At 41.0% G+C, this 20,653-nt stretch carries 18 protein-coding genes and 2 pseudogenes; 5 read left to right on the top strand and 15 right to left on the bottom strand.

What is annotated here, in order from left to right; genetic code table 11:
• Positions 1 to 18: 18 nt before the first annotated feature.
• The 9 genes and pseudogenes from pstA to B9Z54_RS05855 all read right to left on the bottom strand — a co-directional run bounded on the left by pstA (position 19) and on the right by B9Z54_RS05855 (position 10,350).
• Positions 19 to 903 carry a phosphate ABC transporter permease PstA gene (pstA, locus tag B9Z54_RS05890; RefSeq protein ID WP_113927544.1) on the bottom strand — a complete coding sequence of 295 codons (885 nt, stop codon included), beginning with the start codon at positions 901 to 903 and terminating at the stop codon, positions 19 to 21.
• A gap of 2 nt (positions 904 to 905) precedes the next feature.
• The gene (gene pstC / locus B9Z54_RS05885) at positions 906 to 1,853 is read right to left on the bottom strand and encodes a phosphate ABC transporter permease subunit PstC (protein ID WP_113927543.1); all 948 of its coding nucleotides are present in this window, start codon (positions 1,851 to 1,853) and stop codon (positions 906 to 908) included.
• A gap of 123 nt (positions 1,854 to 1,976) precedes the next feature.
• Entirely contained in the window at positions 1,977 to 3,005 is a 1,029-nt protein-coding gene (locus tag B9Z54_RS05880; RefSeq protein WP_113927542.1) for a PstS family phosphate ABC transporter substrate-binding protein, read from the bottom strand.
• Between the two features lie 233 nt (positions 3,006 to 3,238).
• A pseudogene (locus tag B9Z54_RS05875) lies at positions 3,239 to 5,397 on the bottom strand (penicillin-binding transpeptidase domain-containing protein).
• Positions 5,398 to 5,719: 322 nt separating this feature from the next.
• Positions 5,720 to 5,848: a hypothetical protein gene (locus B9Z54_RS26110; RefSeq protein ID WP_275887786.1), complete on the bottom strand. Its 129-nt coding sequence runs from the start codon at positions 5,846 to 5,848 to the stop codon at positions 5,720 to 5,722.
• A gap of 49 nt (positions 5,849 to 5,897) precedes the next feature.
• Positions 5,898 to 7,115 carry an MFS transporter gene (locus B9Z54_RS05870; RefSeq protein ID WP_113927541.1) on the bottom strand — a complete coding sequence of 406 codons (1,218 nt, stop codon included), beginning with the start codon at positions 7,113 to 7,115 and terminating at the stop codon, positions 5,898 to 5,900.
• Positions 7,116 to 7,284: 169 nt separating this feature from the next.
• Entirely contained in the window at positions 7,285 to 7,893 is a 609-nt protein-coding gene (sodA, locus tag B9Z54_RS05865; protein WP_113927540.1) for a superoxide dismutase SodA, read from the bottom strand.
• 274 nt (positions 7,894 to 8,167) lie between these two features.
• A complete protein-coding gene (locus tag B9Z54_RS05860; RefSeq protein WP_113927565.1) occupies positions 8,168 to 8,647 on the bottom strand; it encodes a DUF456 domain-containing protein in 480 nt (159 codons plus the stop codon).
• Between the two features lie 71 nt (positions 8,648 to 8,718).
• Positions 8,719 to 10,350, bottom strand: coding sequence for a Na/Pi cotransporter family protein (locus tag B9Z54_RS05855; RefSeq protein ID WP_113927539.1), 1,632 nt, complete (start codon positions 10,348 to 10,350; stop codon positions 8,719 to 8,721).
• Between the two features lie 235 nt (positions 10,351 to 10,585).
• Between B9Z54_RS05855 and B9Z54_RS05850 the strand changes: the two genes are divergently transcribed.
• Complete coding sequence (locus B9Z54_RS05850) at positions 10,586 to 11,359, top strand: DUF1189 domain-containing protein (RefSeq protein WP_113927538.1); 774 nt, start codon at positions 10,586 to 10,588, stop codon at positions 11,357 to 11,359.
• A 268-nt stretch (positions 11,360 to 11,627) separates the two neighbouring features.
• Here B9Z54_RS05850 and B9Z54_RS05845 read toward each other — a convergent pair whose 3' ends face one another.
• Positions 11,628 to 13,394 carry a methyl-accepting chemotaxis protein gene (locus B9Z54_RS05845; RefSeq protein ID WP_240189815.1) on the bottom strand — a complete coding sequence of 589 codons (1,767 nt, stop codon included), beginning with the start codon at positions 13,392 to 13,394 and terminating at the stop codon, positions 11,628 to 11,630.
• Positions 13,395 to 13,707: 313 nt separating this feature from the next.
• Between B9Z54_RS05845 and B9Z54_RS05840 the strand changes: the two genes are divergently transcribed.
• Both B9Z54_RS05840 and ispG read left to right on the top strand, forming a co-directional pair.
• Complete coding sequence (locus B9Z54_RS05840; protein ID WP_113927537.1) at positions 13,708 to 14,052, top strand: hypothetical protein; 345 nt, start codon at positions 13,708 to 13,710, stop codon at positions 14,050 to 14,052.
• A 326-nt stretch (positions 14,053 to 14,378) separates the two neighbouring features.
• A complete protein-coding gene (ispG, locus tag B9Z54_RS05835; RefSeq protein WP_113927536.1) occupies positions 14,379 to 15,491 on the top strand; it encodes a flavodoxin-dependent (E)-4-hydroxy-3-methylbut-2-enyl-diphosphate synthase in 1,113 nt (370 codons plus the stop codon).
• A 78-nt stretch (positions 15,492 to 15,569) separates the two neighbouring features.
• On the opposite strand, the gene B9Z54_RS05830 is transcribed toward ispG, so the two are convergent.
• The gene (locus B9Z54_RS05830; protein ID WP_113927535.1) at positions 15,570 to 15,971 is read right to left on the bottom strand and encodes a DUF4190 domain-containing protein; all 402 of its coding nucleotides are present in this window, start codon (positions 15,969 to 15,971) and stop codon (positions 15,570 to 15,572) included.
• 342 nt (positions 15,972 to 16,313) lie between these two features.
• On the opposite strand from B9Z54_RS05830, the gene B9Z54_RS05825 reads away from it, so the two are divergent.
• A complete protein-coding gene (locus B9Z54_RS05825; protein ID WP_113927534.1) occupies positions 16,314 to 16,886 on the top strand; it encodes a hypothetical protein in 573 nt (190 codons plus the stop codon).
• 52 nt (positions 16,887 to 16,938) lie between these two features.
• On the opposite strand, the gene B9Z54_RS05820 is transcribed toward B9Z54_RS05825, so the two are convergent.
• The 4 genes and pseudogenes from B9Z54_RS05820 to B9Z54_RS05805 form a co-directional block, all read right to left on the bottom strand.
• On the bottom strand, positions 16,939 to 17,349 hold the full coding sequence (locus B9Z54_RS05820; protein WP_113927533.1) for a Fur family transcriptional regulator: 411 nt from the start codon (positions 17,347 to 17,349) through the stop codon (positions 16,939 to 16,941).
• Positions 17,346 to 18,209 (bottom strand): metal ABC transporter permease, encoded by an 864-nt coding sequence (locus B9Z54_RS05815; protein ID WP_113927532.1) that lies wholly within the window; start codon positions 18,207 to 18,209, stop codon positions 17,346 to 17,348. Before B9Z54_RS05815 ends, B9Z54_RS05820 begins: the two co-directional genes overlap by 4 nt.
• Positions 18,206 to 18,988 (bottom strand): metal ABC transporter ATP-binding protein, encoded by a 783-nt coding sequence (locus B9Z54_RS05810; RefSeq protein ID WP_113927563.1) that lies wholly within the window; start codon positions 18,986 to 18,988, stop codon positions 18,206 to 18,208. Before B9Z54_RS05810 ends, B9Z54_RS05815 begins: the two co-directional genes overlap by 4 nt.
• A gap of 400 nt (positions 18,989 to 19,388) precedes the next feature.
• Positions 19,389 to 20,266, bottom strand: a pseudogene (locus tag B9Z54_RS05805) (YitT family protein).
• A 115-nt stretch (positions 20,267 to 20,381) separates the two neighbouring features.
• On the opposite strand from B9Z54_RS05805, the gene B9Z54_RS05800 reads away from it, so the two are divergent.
• Positions 20,382 to 20,636 carry a DUF2624 domain-containing protein gene (locus B9Z54_RS05800; RefSeq protein ID WP_113927531.1) on the top strand — a complete coding sequence of 85 codons (255 nt, stop codon included), beginning with the start codon at positions 20,382 to 20,384 and terminating at the stop codon, positions 20,634 to 20,636.
• Positions 20,637 to 20,653: the final 17 nt, after the last annotated feature.

Raw genomic sequence — 20,653 nt, 5'->3', positions numbered from 1 at the left:
TGAAAAAACCTCCAAAAATTAGAATCTCTTTTGAAACTTGTTCCTGATAATGATTGCGATCGAGTTCATGGCGAACAGTACAATCAATAACACAACAATCGTAGCCGCTGCTAAATAGGCATATTCATCAGTCAAAGCAGAGTCAACTGTCCAATAATAAATTTGCATTGGCATTACCGTAAATTTGTCAAAAACGCCTTCTGGCAGTGGGATCAATAGTGCAGGAATACCGATAACGACAAGAGGTGCTGTTTCACCAATTGCACGTGATAAAGCTAGGATTACACCAGTTAAAATACCCGGTATAGCTGTTGGCAAAACAATATTTTTGACAGTCTGCCACTTGGTAGCTCCCATTCCATAAGATGCTTCTCTTAAGAATTGAGGTACTGCTCTCAGGGCTTCCTGGCTCGCCACAACTACTATTGGAAGAACGAGCAGGGACATTGTCAAACCTCCGGCAAGGACGATGTTACCTAAGTCAGCCATCCTGACAAATACTGTCAGACCAAGAATACCAAATACTACAGATGGTACACCAGCGAGATTACTGATATTTGTTTGGATAATACTCTTCAGCTTGCCTTCTTTTGCATATTCTTCAAGGTAAATTGCCGTACCGACACCGAGGAACATCGTCACTGGCGCAACGACAAGCATCAGCCAGACCGTTCCGAGGATGGCACCTAGAATTCCTGCCTTGTCAGGATTCACTGAGAGCTTTCCTGAAAGAAAACCAAAGTCGATCCATCCGACACTGTCAGATGCAACACGGTAAATCAAAGTCACCAATACAACCAATCCGAAAAGAATGGATAGTAAAAATACAGTCTTAGCCAGCTTATTCTTAAATAAGCGCAAGCCCATTTGCTTTTGTACTTGTTCTGCGTTTACATACTTCATAATTAATATTCCTCCCTGAATCTACGAGAAATATATTGTGCAATCAAGTTCATGATCAAAGTGAACACGAACAAAGTCATTGCTACAGCGTATAAGCTGTAGTAAATCGTTGTTCCGGCTGCTGCTTCTCCGCCGGTTACCTCTACTATATAAGCAGTCATAGTCTGCATGGATTGGGTAATATCAAACGTGAAGTTTTTATTGCTTCCAGAAGCAATCGTAACAATCATCGTTTCTCCAATCGCACGGGATATACCAAGTACAAAGGAAGATATTATTCCAGAAATAGCAGCAGGAATAACCACTTTCCAGGTTACTTCGAGTTTTGTTGCACCAAGTGCGAGTGCTCCTTCTCTCATTGAGTTGGGTACAGAACTCATTGCATCCTCAGAAAGAGATGCCACCATTGGGATGATCATAATTCCCATTACTATTCCTGGACTGAGGATATTCGTAGGTTCTACCGCAGGAATAAATGATCTTATTAGAGGAGTCACAAATGTAAATGCAAAGAATCCATAAACGATTGTTGGAATTCCCGCAAGGATTTCTAAAATTGGTTTCAGTGTTTTTCTAACTCTATCTGTAGCATATTCACTCAAATAGACAGCAGACATTAATCCCACCGGAATCGCAACAAACATAGCAATCACAGAAGAAATAATCGTACCAGTGAGCAACGGCAGTACCCCAAACTGCGGTTCTCTTCCGATTGGATTCAATTCTGTCCCTGTGAAAAAGTCCAAGAAGGGAACATTCCTAAAAAAGTTAACCGTCTCTGCTAATAAGGTAAAAACAATTCCAATTGTCGTAAAAATCGATATCGCCGCAATGGCAAATAAGAATTTCGGAATGAACTTTTCCATGACAGAATTGATGTTCAGTGTATTTTTCTTTTCGTCGATCATTTCACGAACATTCAATTGGCCATTCGTTCCAGAATCCTTCATGGTTGATAACCCCTTTCATCCTTCATCCCTTGAGGAAGAAAATTACTCTTATTTTACTAACACACAAGAAGATGAGAAGGAATTATCTTCTCATCTTCTCAGCGTGCAGTTCGACTAAAATTATTATTGAATTTCTTCTAATTTAGCTAGGTTTTCTTCGATAGTTTCATCTGCTAGAGGAGCAAAACCTGTAGCAGTAGCTACGTCTTGAGCATTGTTCATTGTGTATTTTGCATAGTCAAGAACTTGTGGCTTTTCTTTAGCCATATTCACATTCAGGTAAGTAAATACTGGACGTGTAAATGGATTATATGCAAAATCTTCGCTTAATCCGATTGTGTCAAGGCTAGGCTCTACAGGACCATCGCCGAAGTCAACATTTACAGCACTGATTTTATCTTTGTTGTTGTCATAGTAACCATATCCGAAAAACGCGATTGCGTTTTTGTCTTTAGATACAAGGTCAACAAGAGTTGAGTATTCTTGCTGCAGGTTTACACCGTCAACAAAATCTTTTTCTTCCATGATTGTTTCAAACATGAATTCGTTCGTACCATGGTTTTCGTTTGGACCCATAGGCTTGATTTCTTCATCCGGCCATTCTGGGTTGATATCGGACCATTTTGTTACTCCACCTTCAGCAAGGAAGATATTCACTACTTCTTCTTGAGTCATTTCAGTTGCCCAGTCATTTTCAGGGTTGATTACAAACGTCAAACCATCAAGTGCAACTTGCATCTCAAGAACTTCGATTCCTAGATCATCCGCAGTAGTTAACTCTTCGTCTTTAATTTCACGAGATGCATCATTGAAGTCTGTGCCGCCTTCTTCAACAAGGAATTTCTTAAATCCGGCAGAAGTACCTGCACGGCTTACTTCTACAGAAACGTCTCCATTTTCACCCATATAGTTCTCAGCCATTTGAGACATGAACGGATAAACTGTACCAGAACCATCGATTACTACGCTTCCTTCAAGTGAAGCAGTTTCTTCGGTAGTTTCTTCACCTTCAGTGTTACCGCCGTTGTTTCCAGTGTTTGAGTTACCGCCATTATTGGCAGTGTTGTTTCCATTGTTAGTTCCGCAAGCAGCCGTAAACATTACTAGTGCTGCCATTACTACTAAAAGAAGTAGTCCTTTGAAGTTCTTCATTCCTAAATTCCCCCTAAAGAAATTTTTGTTTTGTCCTACGAGTAATAGAATAATAGAGAAGTGTTAATCCGGTTTTAATCGATTGTAAAGCTTTTGTAAATTCGACTTTTTTCACGGTTATTTGGATAAGATTACGGGAAATTTTATCGAATTAAAGATATTATTCGATAAAATCAGCGAAATTATTCAACAAAAAAAAGGAAACCTTCCAATATCGGAAAGTTTCCTTTAACTTACTCTTCTTCAGTTGTGCTCTCTCCTGACGCGTTTTCTTCTCGAGTTTCTTCTTGCAGTTCTTCTGCCTCATCAACATTTTCAACTTTTCTTTCTGCTTCGGATGAGTTTAATCCTTCTTTTTCACGATCTTTCTTTAACTCGAAATACTTATCCATCACTTTTCTGGAAATATTCTTGTTGATGTATGGATCTTGGCTGCCATTATGTGACCATGGCACCACCGTGGAGAATGCCACTTCAGGCTGGTCATATGGCGCATAACCAATCAACGTTGTATTATACGTATCATGATAGTTTCCGGTTGCAGGATCTCTGTACCTTGTTTCGGCCGTACCTGATTTACCAGCTGCTACATAAGGGGCATCATTAAATTCTCTATATGCTGTACCATCTTCATAGTGATATACACGGTAAAAACCTTGCTGCACGTGTTCCATCTGAGATTGAGTCACATTGACTTTATTTAGGATTTCGGGCTGTTTGACCGTCTCTAAAGGACCCATGCTTCCATTATCAACAGTCGGCTTACGGACTTCCTTAAGAATATGCGGCTGTACCCGGTACCCATCATTGGCGATGGTAGAAACATACTGAGCCAGCTGCATCGGTGTATACGTATCGAACTGTCCTATGGCAAAGTCCATCATGTTCCCTGGTGTATGGAAAGTTCCTTTGTAACCATCCACTTCACCAGGCAGATCAATTCCTGTGCTGACACCAAGCCCGAACTGGGCAAAGTGGTTTCTCATATTTTCTAAGTCATCAGCACTCCCGCTAATGGATGCGTCCCGTACGTAATTTGGATTTCCGCCAATTCTCATTGCCACTTTCCACATATAACCATTTGAAGATACCTCGAGGGCTTGCTGATCAGTTAATGACCTTGATCCCCCATACCATGATTTCTTAATCGGGGTGCCTTTGACTTTGATAGGTTCATCCCTGATTACCTCACCTGGGGTCAGGACTCCGGTCATATACCCTGTCAATACTGTAGCTCCCTTTACCACTGATCCCACTTCATAAAAGCTTGTATACGTACCCAGTGCGTAATCCTGGATTCCATACTCCCCTGTATTTGGGTCTTTGGCGTATCTCTTGCCGACCATGGCCAGGATTTCACCAGTATTGGGATCCATCAGGACCACGAATGCCCTGTCAAGATGTGACGAGTCCGGATTGGAGACATTTTTCAGCAGCTCTTCTGTCACGATCTTTTCCACTTCCTGCTGCAGTTCCATATCGATTGTCAGAACAACATCTTTTCCGCGCTGCCCTTCCTGCATCAGTACGGATTCCAGTACACTTCCGTCTTTAGTGATATTTTTAATTTTTCTTTTTGCCCCTTCAATACATCTTCATATTGAAGCTCCAGATAGGTCTGCCCCACCCGGTCATTCCGCGTGTAATCTCTTGCTAAATAGTAATCTACCATTTCACTTGGAAGTCCTTCTCTTGAAGAAGAAACGTTCCCGAGGATGGACCTCAGGGTTTTATCAAACACGTAGGTCCTTTCCCAGTCTGTGGTGGTATTAACACCGGGCAGTTCAGAAAGGTGTTCACTTACTCTCGCGAACTCCTCCTGGGTTACTCCTTTATTCTTAACCATTTGCGGGGACAAGGCATATCCGCTGTTCATCTCACGGAAAATGGCTAGGTCCTCAATGTCTTGTTTGGAAAGAGTCGCCAGGTCTTCTTCGCTGATCCTGTCCAAAGTCAACTGATAGATTTTCGCATTGATTTCATCTTGTGAGAGTTCTTCATCACTGCCTATCTCCGCTTTCTCTTCAGCAGGGACTTTTTTATCCGCTTCCTCTTTGTTGATCAGCATCCAATAATCTTTTTTATCCCGATCTCTCACAGCTTCCGTGTCCATTTCAATCAGTTCTGCAAGACCACGGGCCACTTTTATCATGTCTTCAGGTTTAGTAGACTGCGTCCTTGTATATGTAATGGCATTCATCGGAGTGTTATCTACTATGACATTCCCGACCCTGTCATAAATTTTCCCTCTTGGGACACTGTTATTGACAAGCACATCCTCTGTTCTTTCCACTTCCCGCTTATACTCTTCACCTGAGACAATTTGTACCAAACCTAGCCGCAGGATCAATAAAGAAAATAATAAAAAGACAGCAAAAAACAAAATATTCATCCGAACGGGCACATGTGTCTTCTTCTTTCTCTTTGTGTTTTTCAACCTCTTCCAGTCCTTCCTCTATATCAATTCCAAAAAAATTTATCACTTCTTATATACTCTATAGTATAGAAAAAAGCGACCTTTTCCACCCATAACAACTGATGGATATATATTTAAATTTTTCCATTTATTCTTTTGTTTCAGCCGGGCTTTAATCCCTTGAACTTTCATAAAAAAGTTGGATAAGTTAAGCAGGTTGAGCTATTTTTCCAGGAATAGTTAATAGTACCCAAAAGACGGTAGTTTTAGATTAATGGCGAAGCAGCATGTTGGATTACTACAGACTGCATCGATTTCGCTTTTTGAGGATTCCATGCTGCTTGCGGACGCTTCTGACTATATCGATTTTACTTTTTGAGGATTCGATGCTGGTTGCAGCGGCTTCTGACCGCATCAAATTGTGCATCTATAAACCACAACAAGCAGAGAGGGCATTCCCTCTCTGCTTCACGCCATTATGTCATTGACAAGTTAATTTTACGGATGAATAAATAGATGAGACTGTGCCCTGCACCAAGTATGAGAAGAAGGATCGGGATGCTTTTTTCCTCATTGAAGAACGTAATGGCAAAGATGAATGCCAGTATCGACACAATTCTTCCTAAGTTGAGAAAAATCTCCCTTACGACAATGTATTCGATCCTCATTTCTGCAGCCTTCCACCCTTTACCGATAACATCATATGTCATAGATATATACGGAACAAGAAGCAAGGGATACGCTACCGCAATGGTTCCGGCATAAAGAAGTAGTTTGCCATATGTTATGTCAAACACTATCAGGAAAATGGCAGCATATAAAATCAAACCTCCAATTAAGATCGACTTCTTCCGGTGCCTTTTTTTAATCAGCCTCGAAGTCAAAAAATAACCAATAAAAGCAATACCGGAGTTAATCAACCCAAAAGTACCGATAGCAAACTCACTTCCGGTACTGATGAAAACAAAAACGGATATAACAAATATGAATGTTCCTTCTCTCAAACCTTGAAAGAAATGGGCATTTGTTATCAGTTTCCAGTTTTCATTATTTTTTCGCTCTTTAAGAATTCTTGTAAAACAATACCTTCCATGGGCAGGGCGCCTTTTTAAGAAGAAGCTTAAAATGACGGCAAGCGAGAATAGCCCCAACGAGATTCCGAAGACAATCGTGTATCCTTGAAATGAAGTGAACCTTGATATGATGAACCCCGCAAGGATTGGTCCAACCATGCCGCCTGCCGAAGTCAATGTTCCTAAAAAGCCATTAAAAAAATCACGCGTTTCCGGTTCGGTAATTTCAAAAGTAAGGACATTGAAAGCCAGCCAGTAAAAACCATATCCTATGCCTAGAAGAGCACCCAGAATCACAAGATTATCACCTGCATTTTCTCCAAAGAACAGTACTGATAAATAGAATAAAGCCAAAAAGATGACGCCTATCCTCAGTACGATTACCCGGTCGATTTTCTTGGCCCATCTGCCGGCCAGTATAAAAGTCAACGGCTGGAAAATGACAACCGTCAAATTATAAATTCCGAGGTCTATAAATTCACCGGACTGTTTCCATAAATAGATGTTGACGAATGTGTTGGATAAGGCAACGCTCATGGAATACAATCCACCTATCAGCAGAAGAAACATTATATCCCTTTTTAATTCAATATCACCTAAAAGCCTTTTTAACCTGGTCATTTTTATTACTCCCCTTTTTCGTATGCTTATTTTTTGAAAAAGGGGGCTAACTTATACCCTTTAAAAAAAGTAGGTGAATTTGGCTCCAGGTAAAATATAAAGCATTAACCTGATTCTCTGTGATAGACATAAAAAAGAGGATCCGTGGAAGGATCCTCTTCGATACCAATTATTTTGCTGCGCTGTAGCGCTTGGAAACTTCTTCCCAGTTCACTACATTCCAAAATGCGTTGATGTAGTCAGGACGGCGGTTTTGGTAGTTAAGATAGTAAGCATGCTCCCAAACATCCAATCCAAGAACAGGAGTTTTACCCTCCATTAGAGGAGAATCCTGATTTAATGTGCTTGTCACTTCAAGCTCACCGTTATTTACTACCAGCCAAGCCCAGCCAGAACCGAAACGGCCTGCACCAGCTGCAGCAAATTCTTCTTTGAACTTTTCAAAGCTGCCGAACTTGCTTTCAATCGCGCTCGCCAGTTCACCTTCTGGACTGCCGCCTCCGTTTGGAGAAAGAATCGTCCAGAATAAAGAGTGGTTCGCATGGCCGCCTCCGTTATTGCGGACAGCAGTGCGGGCACCTTCTGGGACAGCATCAAGGTTTGCAACAACTTCTTCTACTGATTTGCTTAGAAGTTCATCGTTTCCTTGAAGTGCATCGTTCAATTTAGTTACATAAGCATTGTGGTGCTTCGTGTGGTGGATATTCATTGTTTCCTTGTCGATATGAGGTTCTAGTGCATCGTAAGCATACGGTAATTGCGGTAATTCAAATGCCATGATATATTCCTCCCTATGTATTATTTGGAATCCTGGTTGATTCCGCCTTGTTCATTTTTAGATTACCAAATATAGCTTATTTCATCAAACGAAATGCTCGGATAGTTTAAAGTTTGATGACATAAATATCATCACCAGAATAACCGGTTCTATTCCTTCGGAGATTTAATTGATGTTTTACCGTTCCTCATGGATTACTGAACTTTTTAAGGTTAATTCTGTATGCGTCTGCCTCTTTTTTATTCGTCTTCCCAACGGCTGCCATAAACATCGATTAAATGACTATAACAAAATAAATTACCATAATTATCTGTATTATCCCTTTGGTGAAAACACTAGAAATGAATCCGATTAGAGATCCGGCGCCAACCTTAAGCGCCTGTTTAAATCCAGTACGATTCACCAGCATTTCACCAAGCACCGCTCCCAGGAATGGTCCGGCAATAATCCCGACAATCGGGATGACAAATGGGCCAATGATTAATCCAATCGTGCTTCCCCAGATGCCTGCTTTTGTTCCGCCATACCTTTTTATTCCAATCAGATTCGCTGCATAATCTGCTCCGAATAACAAAACAACAAATAAACCTTGAATACTCCAGAATATCCAATTAAAAGGATCAAAACTGAAAAGCACTCCATAAAGAAGAAAAGCTCCGAGTAAAACCAGTACACTCGGTATAATCGGATACACTAATCCAATAAATGAAGCTGCAATTAAAAGAATGATAATACCCCAGTAAATAATCTCCACTTTTTTTCCTCCTAAAACAAAAGGACTGGCCATGAGGCAATCCGCCTCTGGTCAGTCCTATTATACTTTAATTAATCCTTTTCTCCCAATACGGCTTCAGCAATATTGACAGCATGGTCACCGATCCGCTCAAGGTTACTAATGATATCTACGTATACGATCCCTGCCTGGCCGGAGCACAAACCTTCATTTAGGCGAAGGATATGCTGCTTGCGCAGTTTGCGTTCCATCTTATCAATCATTTCTTCTTTTTCCGCAACTTCCCTTGCTAGAGCATGATCGTTGGTATCAAGGGATGTAACTGCTTTTTTCACCGTTTCGACAGTTAGATTGAACATTGTATTTAAATCTGCCATTGCATCTTCTGTGATTTTAACTTTATTAGCCTGTTGGTACTCGACCAGTTCCAAAATATTTTCAAAGTGATCACCAATACGCTCAATGTCCCTTACTGTATCCATCAAAATTGAATGTCTCTCAGATTCTTCATCAGTCAAAGAAGAAGCGGAGATATCCACTAAATAATTAGTGATTTTTTTATCCATATTGTTTATAGCATCTTCAATCTGATATGCGACTTCCGAATGCTTGCTATTTTTATTTTCAAGGAACTTATGGGATTCCTCCAGTCCCTTTACTGACAAATCTCCCATTCGGATGACTTCTTCCTTAGCCTGTCCAAGCGCGATTGAAGGCGACTGTTCAATAAATAATGGATCCAGGTGCCTTGGCTTGTATTCGACTAATGCATCCTCTCCCGGTATAAGCTTTGTCACGATTACTGCAAGCAAAGCAATGAAAGGGAATTGGATAATGGTATTCGTCAAGTTGAAAGTACCATGTGCAAAGGCAATAGTCATTTCAGGGTTCAAATCGAGTGAACTCTTAAAGAACAAAATCAGTCTTTCGTACAGAGGAAGCACGATTAAGAAAATCGTTGTCCCAATCAGGTTAAAGAGCACATGAGTAGCTGCTGCTCTTCTTGCTGCAACAGATGCTCCGATTGCGGCTAAAACGGCAGTAATCGTCGTTCCAATGTTGTCTCCGAATAAAACTGGAAGAGCTGCATCGATTGATATTAAATTTTCTGCATATAAACCTTGCAGAACTCCAATTGTTGCTGAAGAACTTTGTACAATCACAGTGAACACAGTCCCGATTACAACCCCAAGGATGGGATTCGAACTCATGCTGACAGTCAAGTCTGTAAAAGCTTCAAGGGAACGAAGAGGTTTCATTCCTCCGCTCATTAACTCCAATCCATGGAAGAGCGCTCCGAAACCAAATGTAATCTGTCCGAAATACTGAATCTTTTTATGCTTGAAGAAGAAAATTAACACAGCACCTGCTGCGATGATCGGCAGTGCATATGCACCGATGTCAATACCTATAATAAAGGCTGTCACAGTAGTACCGATATTCGCACCCATAATGACGCCGATCGCCTGGCGCAGCGTCATGAAGCCCGCACTTACCAATCCGACAGTCAGTACTGTTGTACCAGTACTTGTCTGTAATAATACCGTTACAAAGATACCGGCTAAAACACCCATAAAAGGATTGGTTGTAAATCTATCAAGAATGTCTCTCAGACGGTCTCCAGCAGATTTTTGCAGCCCGTCACCTAGGTACTTAATTCCAAAAAGAAAAATCCCGAGCCCGCCAAAAAACTCAAATAATATCTGTTGCCAATTTAGTTCCAAAGATTTCAACCCCTAAATAAAGATTTCGACATTAAACAACAAAAACCCCTTTCAATTATTAAAGCATTATGAAGATAAAGTAAAGAGTTTTTTAATATTTTTTTGAAGCGGCTTCCTTCATGTTCCATGGCTGTCTATCCAAGCTCCGGATAAAGTTTAATTTACCGCTTGATGTATCGGTATTTACAAGCCTAAAATGGTGAATGGACATACATTAAGGGAGTGTTGAAAGAGAATGAATATTTTTAAACAGTTATACAAAAGTCTGTATTCCCCGAAGGATATAGCAGCCTATCGATTTCAGGGCATCGGCAAGACCATCCTGTACGTTTTTCTCTTAGTGCTAGTGTCTATCCTGCCTGCCGCATATAGCCTATCAATTTTTACCAGTGAGGCCATTGAAGAAAGCATATCTGCAGTTGAATCAGAGCTGCCTCCCTTTTCAATTGAAGACAGCACACTGATTTCCGATTCACAGGAACCGGTTACCATCAGAAAAGAACATCTGACATTCATTATGGACAGCAGCGGAAGTGTCCCCCTTTCAAAATTAGGTGAAGAAATGAATGCTGTTGCTCTCTTGGAAGATGAATTTGTTTTTGTGATTGCTGGAGAAATCCAGTCATATCCCTACTCCCTCTTTGAAGGGATAAACGCGGATAATGATGAAATTGTCACCTTTCTAGAAACGCTAAAATCACTGAAAGGAATCATCCTTTCTGTTTTCATCCTGATTCTCTATCTTTTTTCAGCCGGCATGGCTTTTATTAAGGTCAGCGTATTCGCCCTTATAGCTCTCTTATTCGCGAATATGTTATTCAGGAAACTTCCTTACAGGCAAGCATGGAGGATTACAGCTTACAGTGTAACGCTTTCAACCATCTTTTTCACTATTATGGAAATGTTAAACACTTTTGTTCCTGCCAGTTTTTTTCTTGACTGGATTGTAACATCTATAATCCTTTATTTAGCTATTAAAGAAATTCCCAAGACCAAGGCAATCAAATAGAAACTTATACAAAAAAGAGGCTGGGACAAAACCTTATAAAAAGCTCTTTTCAAAAGAATGTGTCTGAGTATAAAGAAAGGATTTCCGCCTGCGATCAGGAACTGGCGGATAACCTACTCTAAAAAATAACATCTTTAAGGTAAGAGCCTAATAACAAAAATGAACCGCATGAGATCAAGTATATAACCTTGATCTCATGCGGTTTTATTTTCGATGATTTCTACTTGCATCAATTAGTTTTCTACTTTTGTCCCAGCCTCTTTCCTTCTTATTTGACCGCAAACCGTTTTGATATTGTGGTGAGTGAGTTTGACAATGACTTCAGGTGTATTCCAATCTCATGTGTATTTTCCATTTCTGCGATTTGTGAGCTGCTTGCCGCCAGCATTTGTTCTGTACTTGCCAGAGTTTCCTGGGAGACGGAAGAAGAACTTACAGTAGCTTGTTCCAGCTGTGGGAGCTCCATTTTAAGCTCCACCAATGCAGATTGCATTCTTTCAAAGTTTCCGCTGACATTCTTTACTTCCTTCATTAGTTCATCGAAAGATCCTTTTGATTCACTCGCTGTATCCAGATTGCCTTTTATCTTCATCAGCATTTCATCAAACTCCTTAGCCGCCCTTATGGTGACCCCTTCCATGCCTTCAATCGTTCCTGTAATATCTTCTGCAGCTTTAGTTGATTGATCCGCCAGCTTCCGCACCTCTTCAGCAACCACCGCAAAACCTTTTCCTGATTCGCCAGCCCTCGCTGCTTCAATAGCCGCATTTAAAGCCAAAAGTTTAGTTTGTTCCGCCACGCCTTTGATCAAGCCCACCAGGTTGGCTATGGACAATGAATGGTTTCTGACTTGCTGGATTGTAGTGTTCATATGGGCGAAATCATTTTCAAAAGAATGAATCGCTTTAATAAGTTCAGTATTATTTCTTTCGCCCTTTTCTGCTGAATCATTCATATCTACTGCGCTTGTATGGACAGTTTCCATATTATTGATCAATTGTTCAATTTTTTGCTTCATCATTTGAAATCCATTGACACTGTTATCTGAACTGCTTGCTGTTTGTTCCGCTCCATGCTTTACTACATTAATGGCTTCGATTAATTCCCGGCTGAAGTTAAGCGCCTCTTCAGAAGAGCTGCTGAGGCTGCCTCCTGTGGTTTCAAGCTCCATCGTAGTTTCATTCAGCTCATGAAGAACATCACGCATCTGCTCGATCATCATATTGAAGCTTTTTTTCAGTGAATGGATTTCCGGCAGATTTGTCTTAAAATCGGCTCTTTTATTCAAGTTGCCATTCCTGACTTCCCTCATGATATTTTGCAGCTGTATCAGAGGTTTTGTAAAACTTCTTACAGATAATAGAATGAGTATGGTTGACACAGCTAAACTGATTAATATGACAGCTAAAGTAAACTTGGCCATGTCCGTAACCGCCGTAAGGTATGAATTAGAAGGCACCGCGAGGATATAATGTCCATCAATCCCTTTTATATTCATGGCGGAAATCGTATATTCTTCTCCATTGATGGTTTCATGTAACAGCGTTCTCGTTTTGTTCGTTATCCTGGAAACCAGCGTTTCATTGAACTTCAGGTCCGAACCAGTGCTCGCCTGAAACGGGATCACCTCATTATTCGAGATGTAGAAGATATCTGATTCTATTCCGTCTTTGGTCAATTGCTCCTTTTGATCCCTAATGCTGATTTCCAGTTGCTGAAAGAAGTAGTCATCATCACTGACATATAGGAATTTGAGATTTTCAGCCACATAGGATATTAATTCGGCTTCTCTTCCCAGCCTGTTTTCAATCGTTTCGATTGTGGCTTCCTTCGCTTTTATGTACGAACTGACTCCTACTACAACGATTGAAACAGTCAATAATAAGACGAATAAAATTAACAGTCTGTTTTGAAGACTGAGTTTTGAATGTAATTTTCCTAAGCTCCCCGTCTCATCTTTTTCAGGAAAAGTATCTTTTCTGGATCGTGTTCTATTCTTTGTAATGTCAAAGATATCTTTCAGCCTTTTTTTCAACCTAAGCCCCCCAATTTCTTCTGCATTCGGCATACTATTACAAATAAGGTTATATTCGACAATGTACACCTCTTTATTTTCACAGAGAAATATTAAGGAATTGTAAATCAGATGTATTATTTGTATAAAAGTTGAAACAAAAAAAGCTGCCTTTGACACCATCACCAAATAACTATCCCTTATTTTAAAAGTAAGTAAACCGGGTAGGAAACTCACGGGGAAATGCAGAATATATATAGTGATTTACTAATAACCTTTCATAAACTTATACGTTCATAATTTATCATTGTTTTTTGACTGTAAGGAGGAGCTCATGAAGAGGCTTGGTATTTTTCTGGTGGTTATGATTGTCTCATATAGCATATATTATGATTTAAAAGCCGGTACGCTTCCCAGTGCAGCCGAACCAGCTGTACCGGCTGCTATGATAGAACCCGTACAAGAACAGGAAGAAACAGTTTCTGACGAAATAGAAATAGAATACGTCGAAGTCAAAGTCAAATCGGGAGATACCATACTGTCTTTAATGGATCAAAGCCTTGATGGGCCGCTCCCTGTTTCCATTGATCAGCTGATAGAGGATTTTCAATTTCTTAATGAAGGAGAGTCTCCACAGGATATTCAAGCCGGCGAGGTCTATAAGCTTCCTCTTTATTAATGTTGTTTAAGGAAGGCTCCTTTGTACTCAGAGTTTTCCCTCTGGACAGGGAGAGCAGCTGTATTCTTTCTTGCTTACCTGAATATTTTTTTATGCTCTATAAATTTCTCCTTGATATATCTTAACGTTTAGAGATATATAACTTAGTATCCTAAGGGTAACCCTAAGCAGCAATCTTATCGGAAACAGGCTTGTTAAAAGAACAATATTTATATCCAAAAAACATCTATTTCTTGTCAATTTCAATAAAACATTGATACAATACTTTCGTACGCTTATTATTTTGTTTCACTATAAATGAATTTTCCAAAAGGAGCGAATAAGCCTTGAGTGAAATAATACATCGTTCGAAAACTCGTCCTGTCAAAGTCGGGAACCTAACCATCGGCGGAAATGACGAGCTTATTATACAAAGCATGACTACAACAAAGACTCATGATGTGGAAGCTACTGTTAAAGAGATCCATCGTCTTGAAGAAGCCGGCTGTCAGGTTGTCCGTGTCGCATGTCCTGATGAAAGAGCTGCTAATGCCATTGCTGACATCAAAAAACAAATCAATATTCCATTAGTTGTCGATATTCACTTCGACTACAAGCTTGCCTTGAAAGCCATTGAAGGCGGAGCTGACAAGATCAGGATTAACCCAGGCAACATCGGCCGCCGCGAAAAAGTGGAAGCAGTTGTAAAAGCGGCAAAAGAAAAAGGTATTCCTATCCGTATTGGAGTGAATGCGGGAAGTCTCGAAAGAAAAATCATCGAGAAATACGGATATCCAACAGCTGACGGGATGGTCGAAAGTGCCCTGCATCATATTAAGATCCTGGAAGAACTTGATTTTCACGATATTATCGTGTCAATGAAAGCATCGGATGTAAACCTTGCTATCGAGGCATATACAAAAGCAGCCCAGACATTCGATTACCCATTGCATCTGGGCATAACGGAATCCGGGACACTATTCGCCGGAACAGTGAAAAGTGCAGCTGGCCTTGGAGCGTTGTTAAGTAAGGGAATCGGTAATACACTGCGCATTTCATTAAGTGCCGACCCGGTAGAAGAAGTCAAAGTCGCAAGAGAACTCTTGAAGTCATTCGGCCTTGCAGCTAATGCAGCAACTCTGATTTCCTGCCCTACTTGCGGAAGAATTGAAATTGACCTGATCAGCATAGCCAACGAAGTCGAAGAATATATTTCTAAGATTAAGGCTCCGATCAAGGTTGCCGTACTTGGCTGCGCTGTTAATGGGCCTGGCGAAGCAAGAGAAGCGGATATCGGCATTGCGGGCGCCAGAGGAGAAGGTCTTTTATTCCGCCATGGCAAGACCGTAAGAAAAGTTCCGGAAGAAACAATGGTAGAGGAATTGAAGAAAGAAATCGATATCCTTGCTGAAGCACATTACAAGAAACAAAAAGAAGAAGAAGAGAAACAAGGGGTCTAACAGAGAAAAGCTTGGCTGATATTTCAGCCAAGCTTTTTCTTTATTATCGGAATGCTCCCAATTCCGATAATTACATTATTAGAAGAACGGCAAGACGAAGATGCCGACAATAATGGAAACTGCGCCTATACCTATTGCCCAAGTTCCCAGCGCGTCCGTTCCTCTTCGCCTTGCTACAAAGCCCAGCACAATCCCTGCTGCCCCAAATAAAACCGGAACAATGAAAAGCGACAAAATTGAAAGGGCAAGTGCTGAATATCCCAGGATCCTCCCGGATGCATTTGTTTCTTCAGCCGCATCCCTTTCAAAGTCACTTCCAAGCGCCATGGGAGTTGTCAGCTCTGCAGCAGTTTCTTCGTTATATTTATTATTGACCACTTCAACTTCTGGATTGTCGTTCACCTTTATATAGTCATGGTAGATGTCTATACTTTGAAGATCTTGATTAACGCTGTCATTTTTGCGTCTCTCATTATCCATTATACAATCCCCCGCTTTCAGTGTTCAGGAGCATTATTATTGTTCGTCAAAGTCAGCTTTTTACCTATGCTAATGATTGTCAATAATGAAGAATAACTAGGTGGACACCCTATTATTAGCAAGAATATGGTACACTTTGAATCAGGTTCTATTCCATCCACAGCATGGTTTATCAGCGTAATGGCGCATAATTCATAAACTCGACCGTTCATTGCCAAGTAATAATTTCGAATACCTGCTTACTATAAATTGGATGCATAAGTGCATAATGAAAAGAACCATAATTACCACAATCAGAGAAATCGACTAAGATCTGCACCAGAACATGAAGGAGATGTACATATGAAGAAAAGATTCGGTATAGATATTGATGGCACTGTAACTTGTCCCACCTCTCTTCTTCCTTATATCAACAAGGAATTCAAATTGCAGTTAACTTTGAATGACATCACACAGTATGAACTCACAGAGGTTTTGGATATTACTCCAGAGGTTTTTGGGGAATGGTTCAAAAGAACGGAAGGGGATATATACAAGGAATCTCCGTTGGCCCAAGGGGCGAAATCTGTTTTGGATGACTGGAAGGACAACCATGAGCTGTATTTCATCAGCGCACGTCCCTCCCATCTTTTGGAGCTGACAAAGAATTGGTTCGATTACCAGGACCTCTTATATCACCATATAGAGCTTATTGGCTCACACGACAAAGTATCCACAGCTGAGAAATATGAGGTAGACATCTTTTTTGAAGACAAACATGATAATGCCGTTTCCATACATGAAAAATTAAACATCCCTGTCATCCTTTTCAATACGCCTTATAATCAGGATCCAATCCCGGCTGGCGTCATAAGAGTCAATGACTGGCAGGAAGCCCGGAGCTGGGTGGATAGTTGGCTGAAAAAAAACTTATAAAGACATAGGAAAACCCGGCAGTTCTCATCAACCGCCGGGTTTTCGCCATTTATTAGCTGCACTCAGGACACTTTCCATAAATTTCAAATTTATGGCCTGAAATATCATATCCATTCAAGCTTTCCTGCAGGACTTCCATCGGACAGGTATTGATCGCTTTAGTCTTCCCGCAGTCCATACAAATGAAATGATGGTGATGATGATCATTGGAACATGTGAACCTGAAATGCTTCTCTCCTGAGAGTTCAGTTTCCTCCAGAATTTCAAGGTCTACAAATAGAGATAAATTACGGTAGATTGTGTCAAAACTCAATCCAGGATAATCATCTTTCATATTTTCAAGAACATCCTTAGCAGTCAAGTATCGATCTGAAAACGAGAAAAGCTCAAGCATCTGCTCACGCTTCCCTGTATGTTTATACCCCTTTTCCTTCATTAGCATCAAGGCTTCACCCAGTTTCATAACGTCACCCCGTCCTTTTTCACACCCTGATTGGAAGTGATTTTTTTATACAAAATCGTCAGCAGCAAAATGACAATCGCAGAAAGGACTATGGTCCCTCCTGGAGCGAGATCGAGATAATACGCCGATATCAGGCCGGTAATCACAGCCAGTTCTCCGAACAAGAGAGAAAAACCGATTGTCTGCTTAAACCCGCGCGCCACCCTGATACTTGCAGCAACAGGCAGGGTCATCAATGAAGACACCAGGAGAATTCCTACAATCCTCATAGATGCTGCGATTACCAACGCGACCATGACCATAAATATAAAGTGAATCGTTTTTGCGGAAATCCCCGAAGCTTTGGCAAACTCCTCATCAAATGATAATAGAAATAATTCTTTATATAGGAAAATTATGATTGCGAGCACTATGATGGTTACGATTAAGATCAAATATAAATCAGTCCGGCTGACTGCACTGACACTGCCAAAAAGATAACTGAACAGATCTGTATTGAATCCATCCGCCAACGAAATGAAAATAACACCGATCCCAATCCCGCCAGACAAAATGATTGGAATAGCCAATTCCTGATAATGTTTATATAGGCTTCTCAGCCGTTCTATGAACAATGAACCCGTTACAGAAAACGCCATTCCCAAATACAAAGGGTTCAATCCAGCCAGAGCAGGAACATTTTTACTTAGAAATAGACTGGCCGCTATACCCGAAAGTGTTACGTGACTGAGAGCATCTGCAATGAGCGATAATCTTCTTACTACGATAAACGCACCGATCAACGGCGCGATTATGCCAATCAGAAGACCTGTCAAAAAGGCATTTTGCAGAAATTCGTAATTCAACAATGCTTCAATCATCTTTCTGCCTCCTCATGGCTGTGATCATGACGGAGCAGTTGAACATCATGGCCGTATATGCCTGAAAGATCACTTTCCCTCAGATTTTCAAATTCCTCGGTATTTCCGTGGAAATGAAGCTGCTTATTTAGACAGGCTACATGAGTGACCTTGCTTGAGATCGTCCCAATATCATGAGTGACGAGAAGCAAGGTGATATCAAGGTCTTTATTCAAGTGCTCAAGCATCTCGTAGAATGCCGCTACATTTCTGCTGTCAACTCCCACAGTCGGTTCATCCAGGATCAGAACTTCAGGTTCGCTAACAAGAGCTCTTGCTATGAACACCCTTTGCTGCTGGCCACCAGATAACTCGCCGATATTCCGGCTGGCAAACGGAGACATTCCCACGGATTCAATTGCTTTTTCTACTTGAGGAGAATGTTTCTTGCCAATCATGCGGAACATACCGACCTTTTTAGTCAGGCCGCTTGACACAACTTCTGTGACAGTAGCAGGAAACCCTGTATTGAATGAGTTTGCTTTTTGGGAAACGTAACCGATTCTGTCCCGATCCTTGAATTTTTGCTGAGACTGCCCAAATAAGCGGATCTCTCCTTCTTTTGGTTTAAGCAGACCAAGGATCAGTTTTAAAAGCGTTGACTTTCCGGAGCCATTTGGTCCCACAATACCCAGAAAAGCTCCCTTGGGAATCGACAGGTTGATGTCTTCTAATACTACTTCTTTATCATAGCGAAAACTTAAATGATCTATATCAATAACTGATTTGTAATTCTCCACGAGAAAAACCCCTTCATAAAAAAGCCGCCTTCCCTCCAAGTGCAATCCTCAACAGATTGTAAGGAAAACATCAAGATACGAAAGAGGCTATAAGAATCGTTCCGATTTAATATAAGAAGTATACAGGATGAATAATTTAATGTAAACCGAAACAATCCTTTTTCTCTCGAGTTATTCTTGAAAAACCCAGCTGGCTGCTGACAAAGTCGAATTATGTTTTCATGCAACCTGTGCCGTCAGACACTTCCTAAACGGCTATCCCTGTCAGCATGAGTTAGTACTCTGGCCGGCAATGGGCAAACAGATCAATATAAAAGACCTGCACAAACGCAGATCTTTCGGTTTCCACCTTAATCCCTTTTAAATACCCTCTATTGCCGTCAATACCGAAGCTCAGCCCCTAATGAATGGCCGATTTGAACCTTGCCCCTTTGGTTTCCTGGGTGCTCATGATGGTGATAAAGGCATTGGTATCGACATCGGACACTATCCCCTTGAGCTTCATGACTTCCAGCCTGGTTACTACCACATAAATGACTTCCTTATCATTGTCCGTGTAGCCGCCTCGGCCTTTCAGCATGGTTGTGCCCCTGCCAAGCCTTTGCAGAATGGCATCTGACACCTCGGTATAATAGTCAGACACAATGATGACGGCTTTGGTCTCATCCATTCCCTGAATAACCGTATCTATCGTTTTGAAAGCAATGTAATAGGTCATGACAGAATACATCGCTTCCTCGATTCCAAATACAAATGCTGCCCATCCAAAAATAAATATATTTATGAACATCACGAATTCACCCACCGAAAACGGCAGCTTTTTCGTCAGAAGAATTCCAAGGATTTCCGTTCCATCCAATGATCCTCCATGTCGAATGACCAAACCTACTCCCACACCGAGCGTCAACCCGCCAAATACAGTTGCCAGGATCTCCTCCGTAACGAATGGTTCGATATTATGGAGAAAACTTTCTATGACAGCTAAAGCGACTATGCCAACCAATGAGGAAACCACAAACGTTTTACCGATTTGTTTATAACCAGAGTACATAAATGGAAGGTTGAGAATCACCAGTAATGTTGCGAAGTTGACGAAGGGTATGCCGGAAAGCAGGTAGTCGAGAATCAAGGATACGCCAATGACTCCCCCATCGATGATATTGTTTGGAACTAAAAAAGTTCAATGGAAATTGCTGCAAGGCCGGCTCCTAATATGATAAAGAAGAACCGGTATATCAAATGGAAAACACTTTCTTTTTTGTGTGTGCGCTGTGCCATTCTCTTCCCCTTCCAGTGATATTGCTAAGTATGTAAAATAGACCAAGCCTTAATCACATTTTTTGTCACAAACATCATGTCCCGCTCATATGTATCCTAAGAGGAGTGATGGCCGATGAAGTTATTGCAGAGTGTGATAAACCATAAGATCAATACCATAACCGGTGACGATTTATTAAGTTATGGGAAGCAATTCAGTGTGAAGATCAATCCCGTACAGGCAGAAAAGATAGCCGCCTATCTAAGAGGCAAGAACATTAATATTTTCGACGATGCCCAGCGAAGCAAAGTAATCAAGGAGATAGCCAAGATTGCCGGACCGTCCACTGCCAAGGATGTCAATAAGATATTCACCAAGTTTGTGAACTGAAAAATCAGCGGGGCCTC

Source organism: Bacillus sp. P14.5 (assembly GCF_003316765.1).
Lineage (GTDB): Bacteria > Bacillota > Bacilli > Bacillales > Bacillaceae_B > Rossellomorea.
This window is presented reverse-complemented; position numbering and strand designations above follow the sequence as displayed.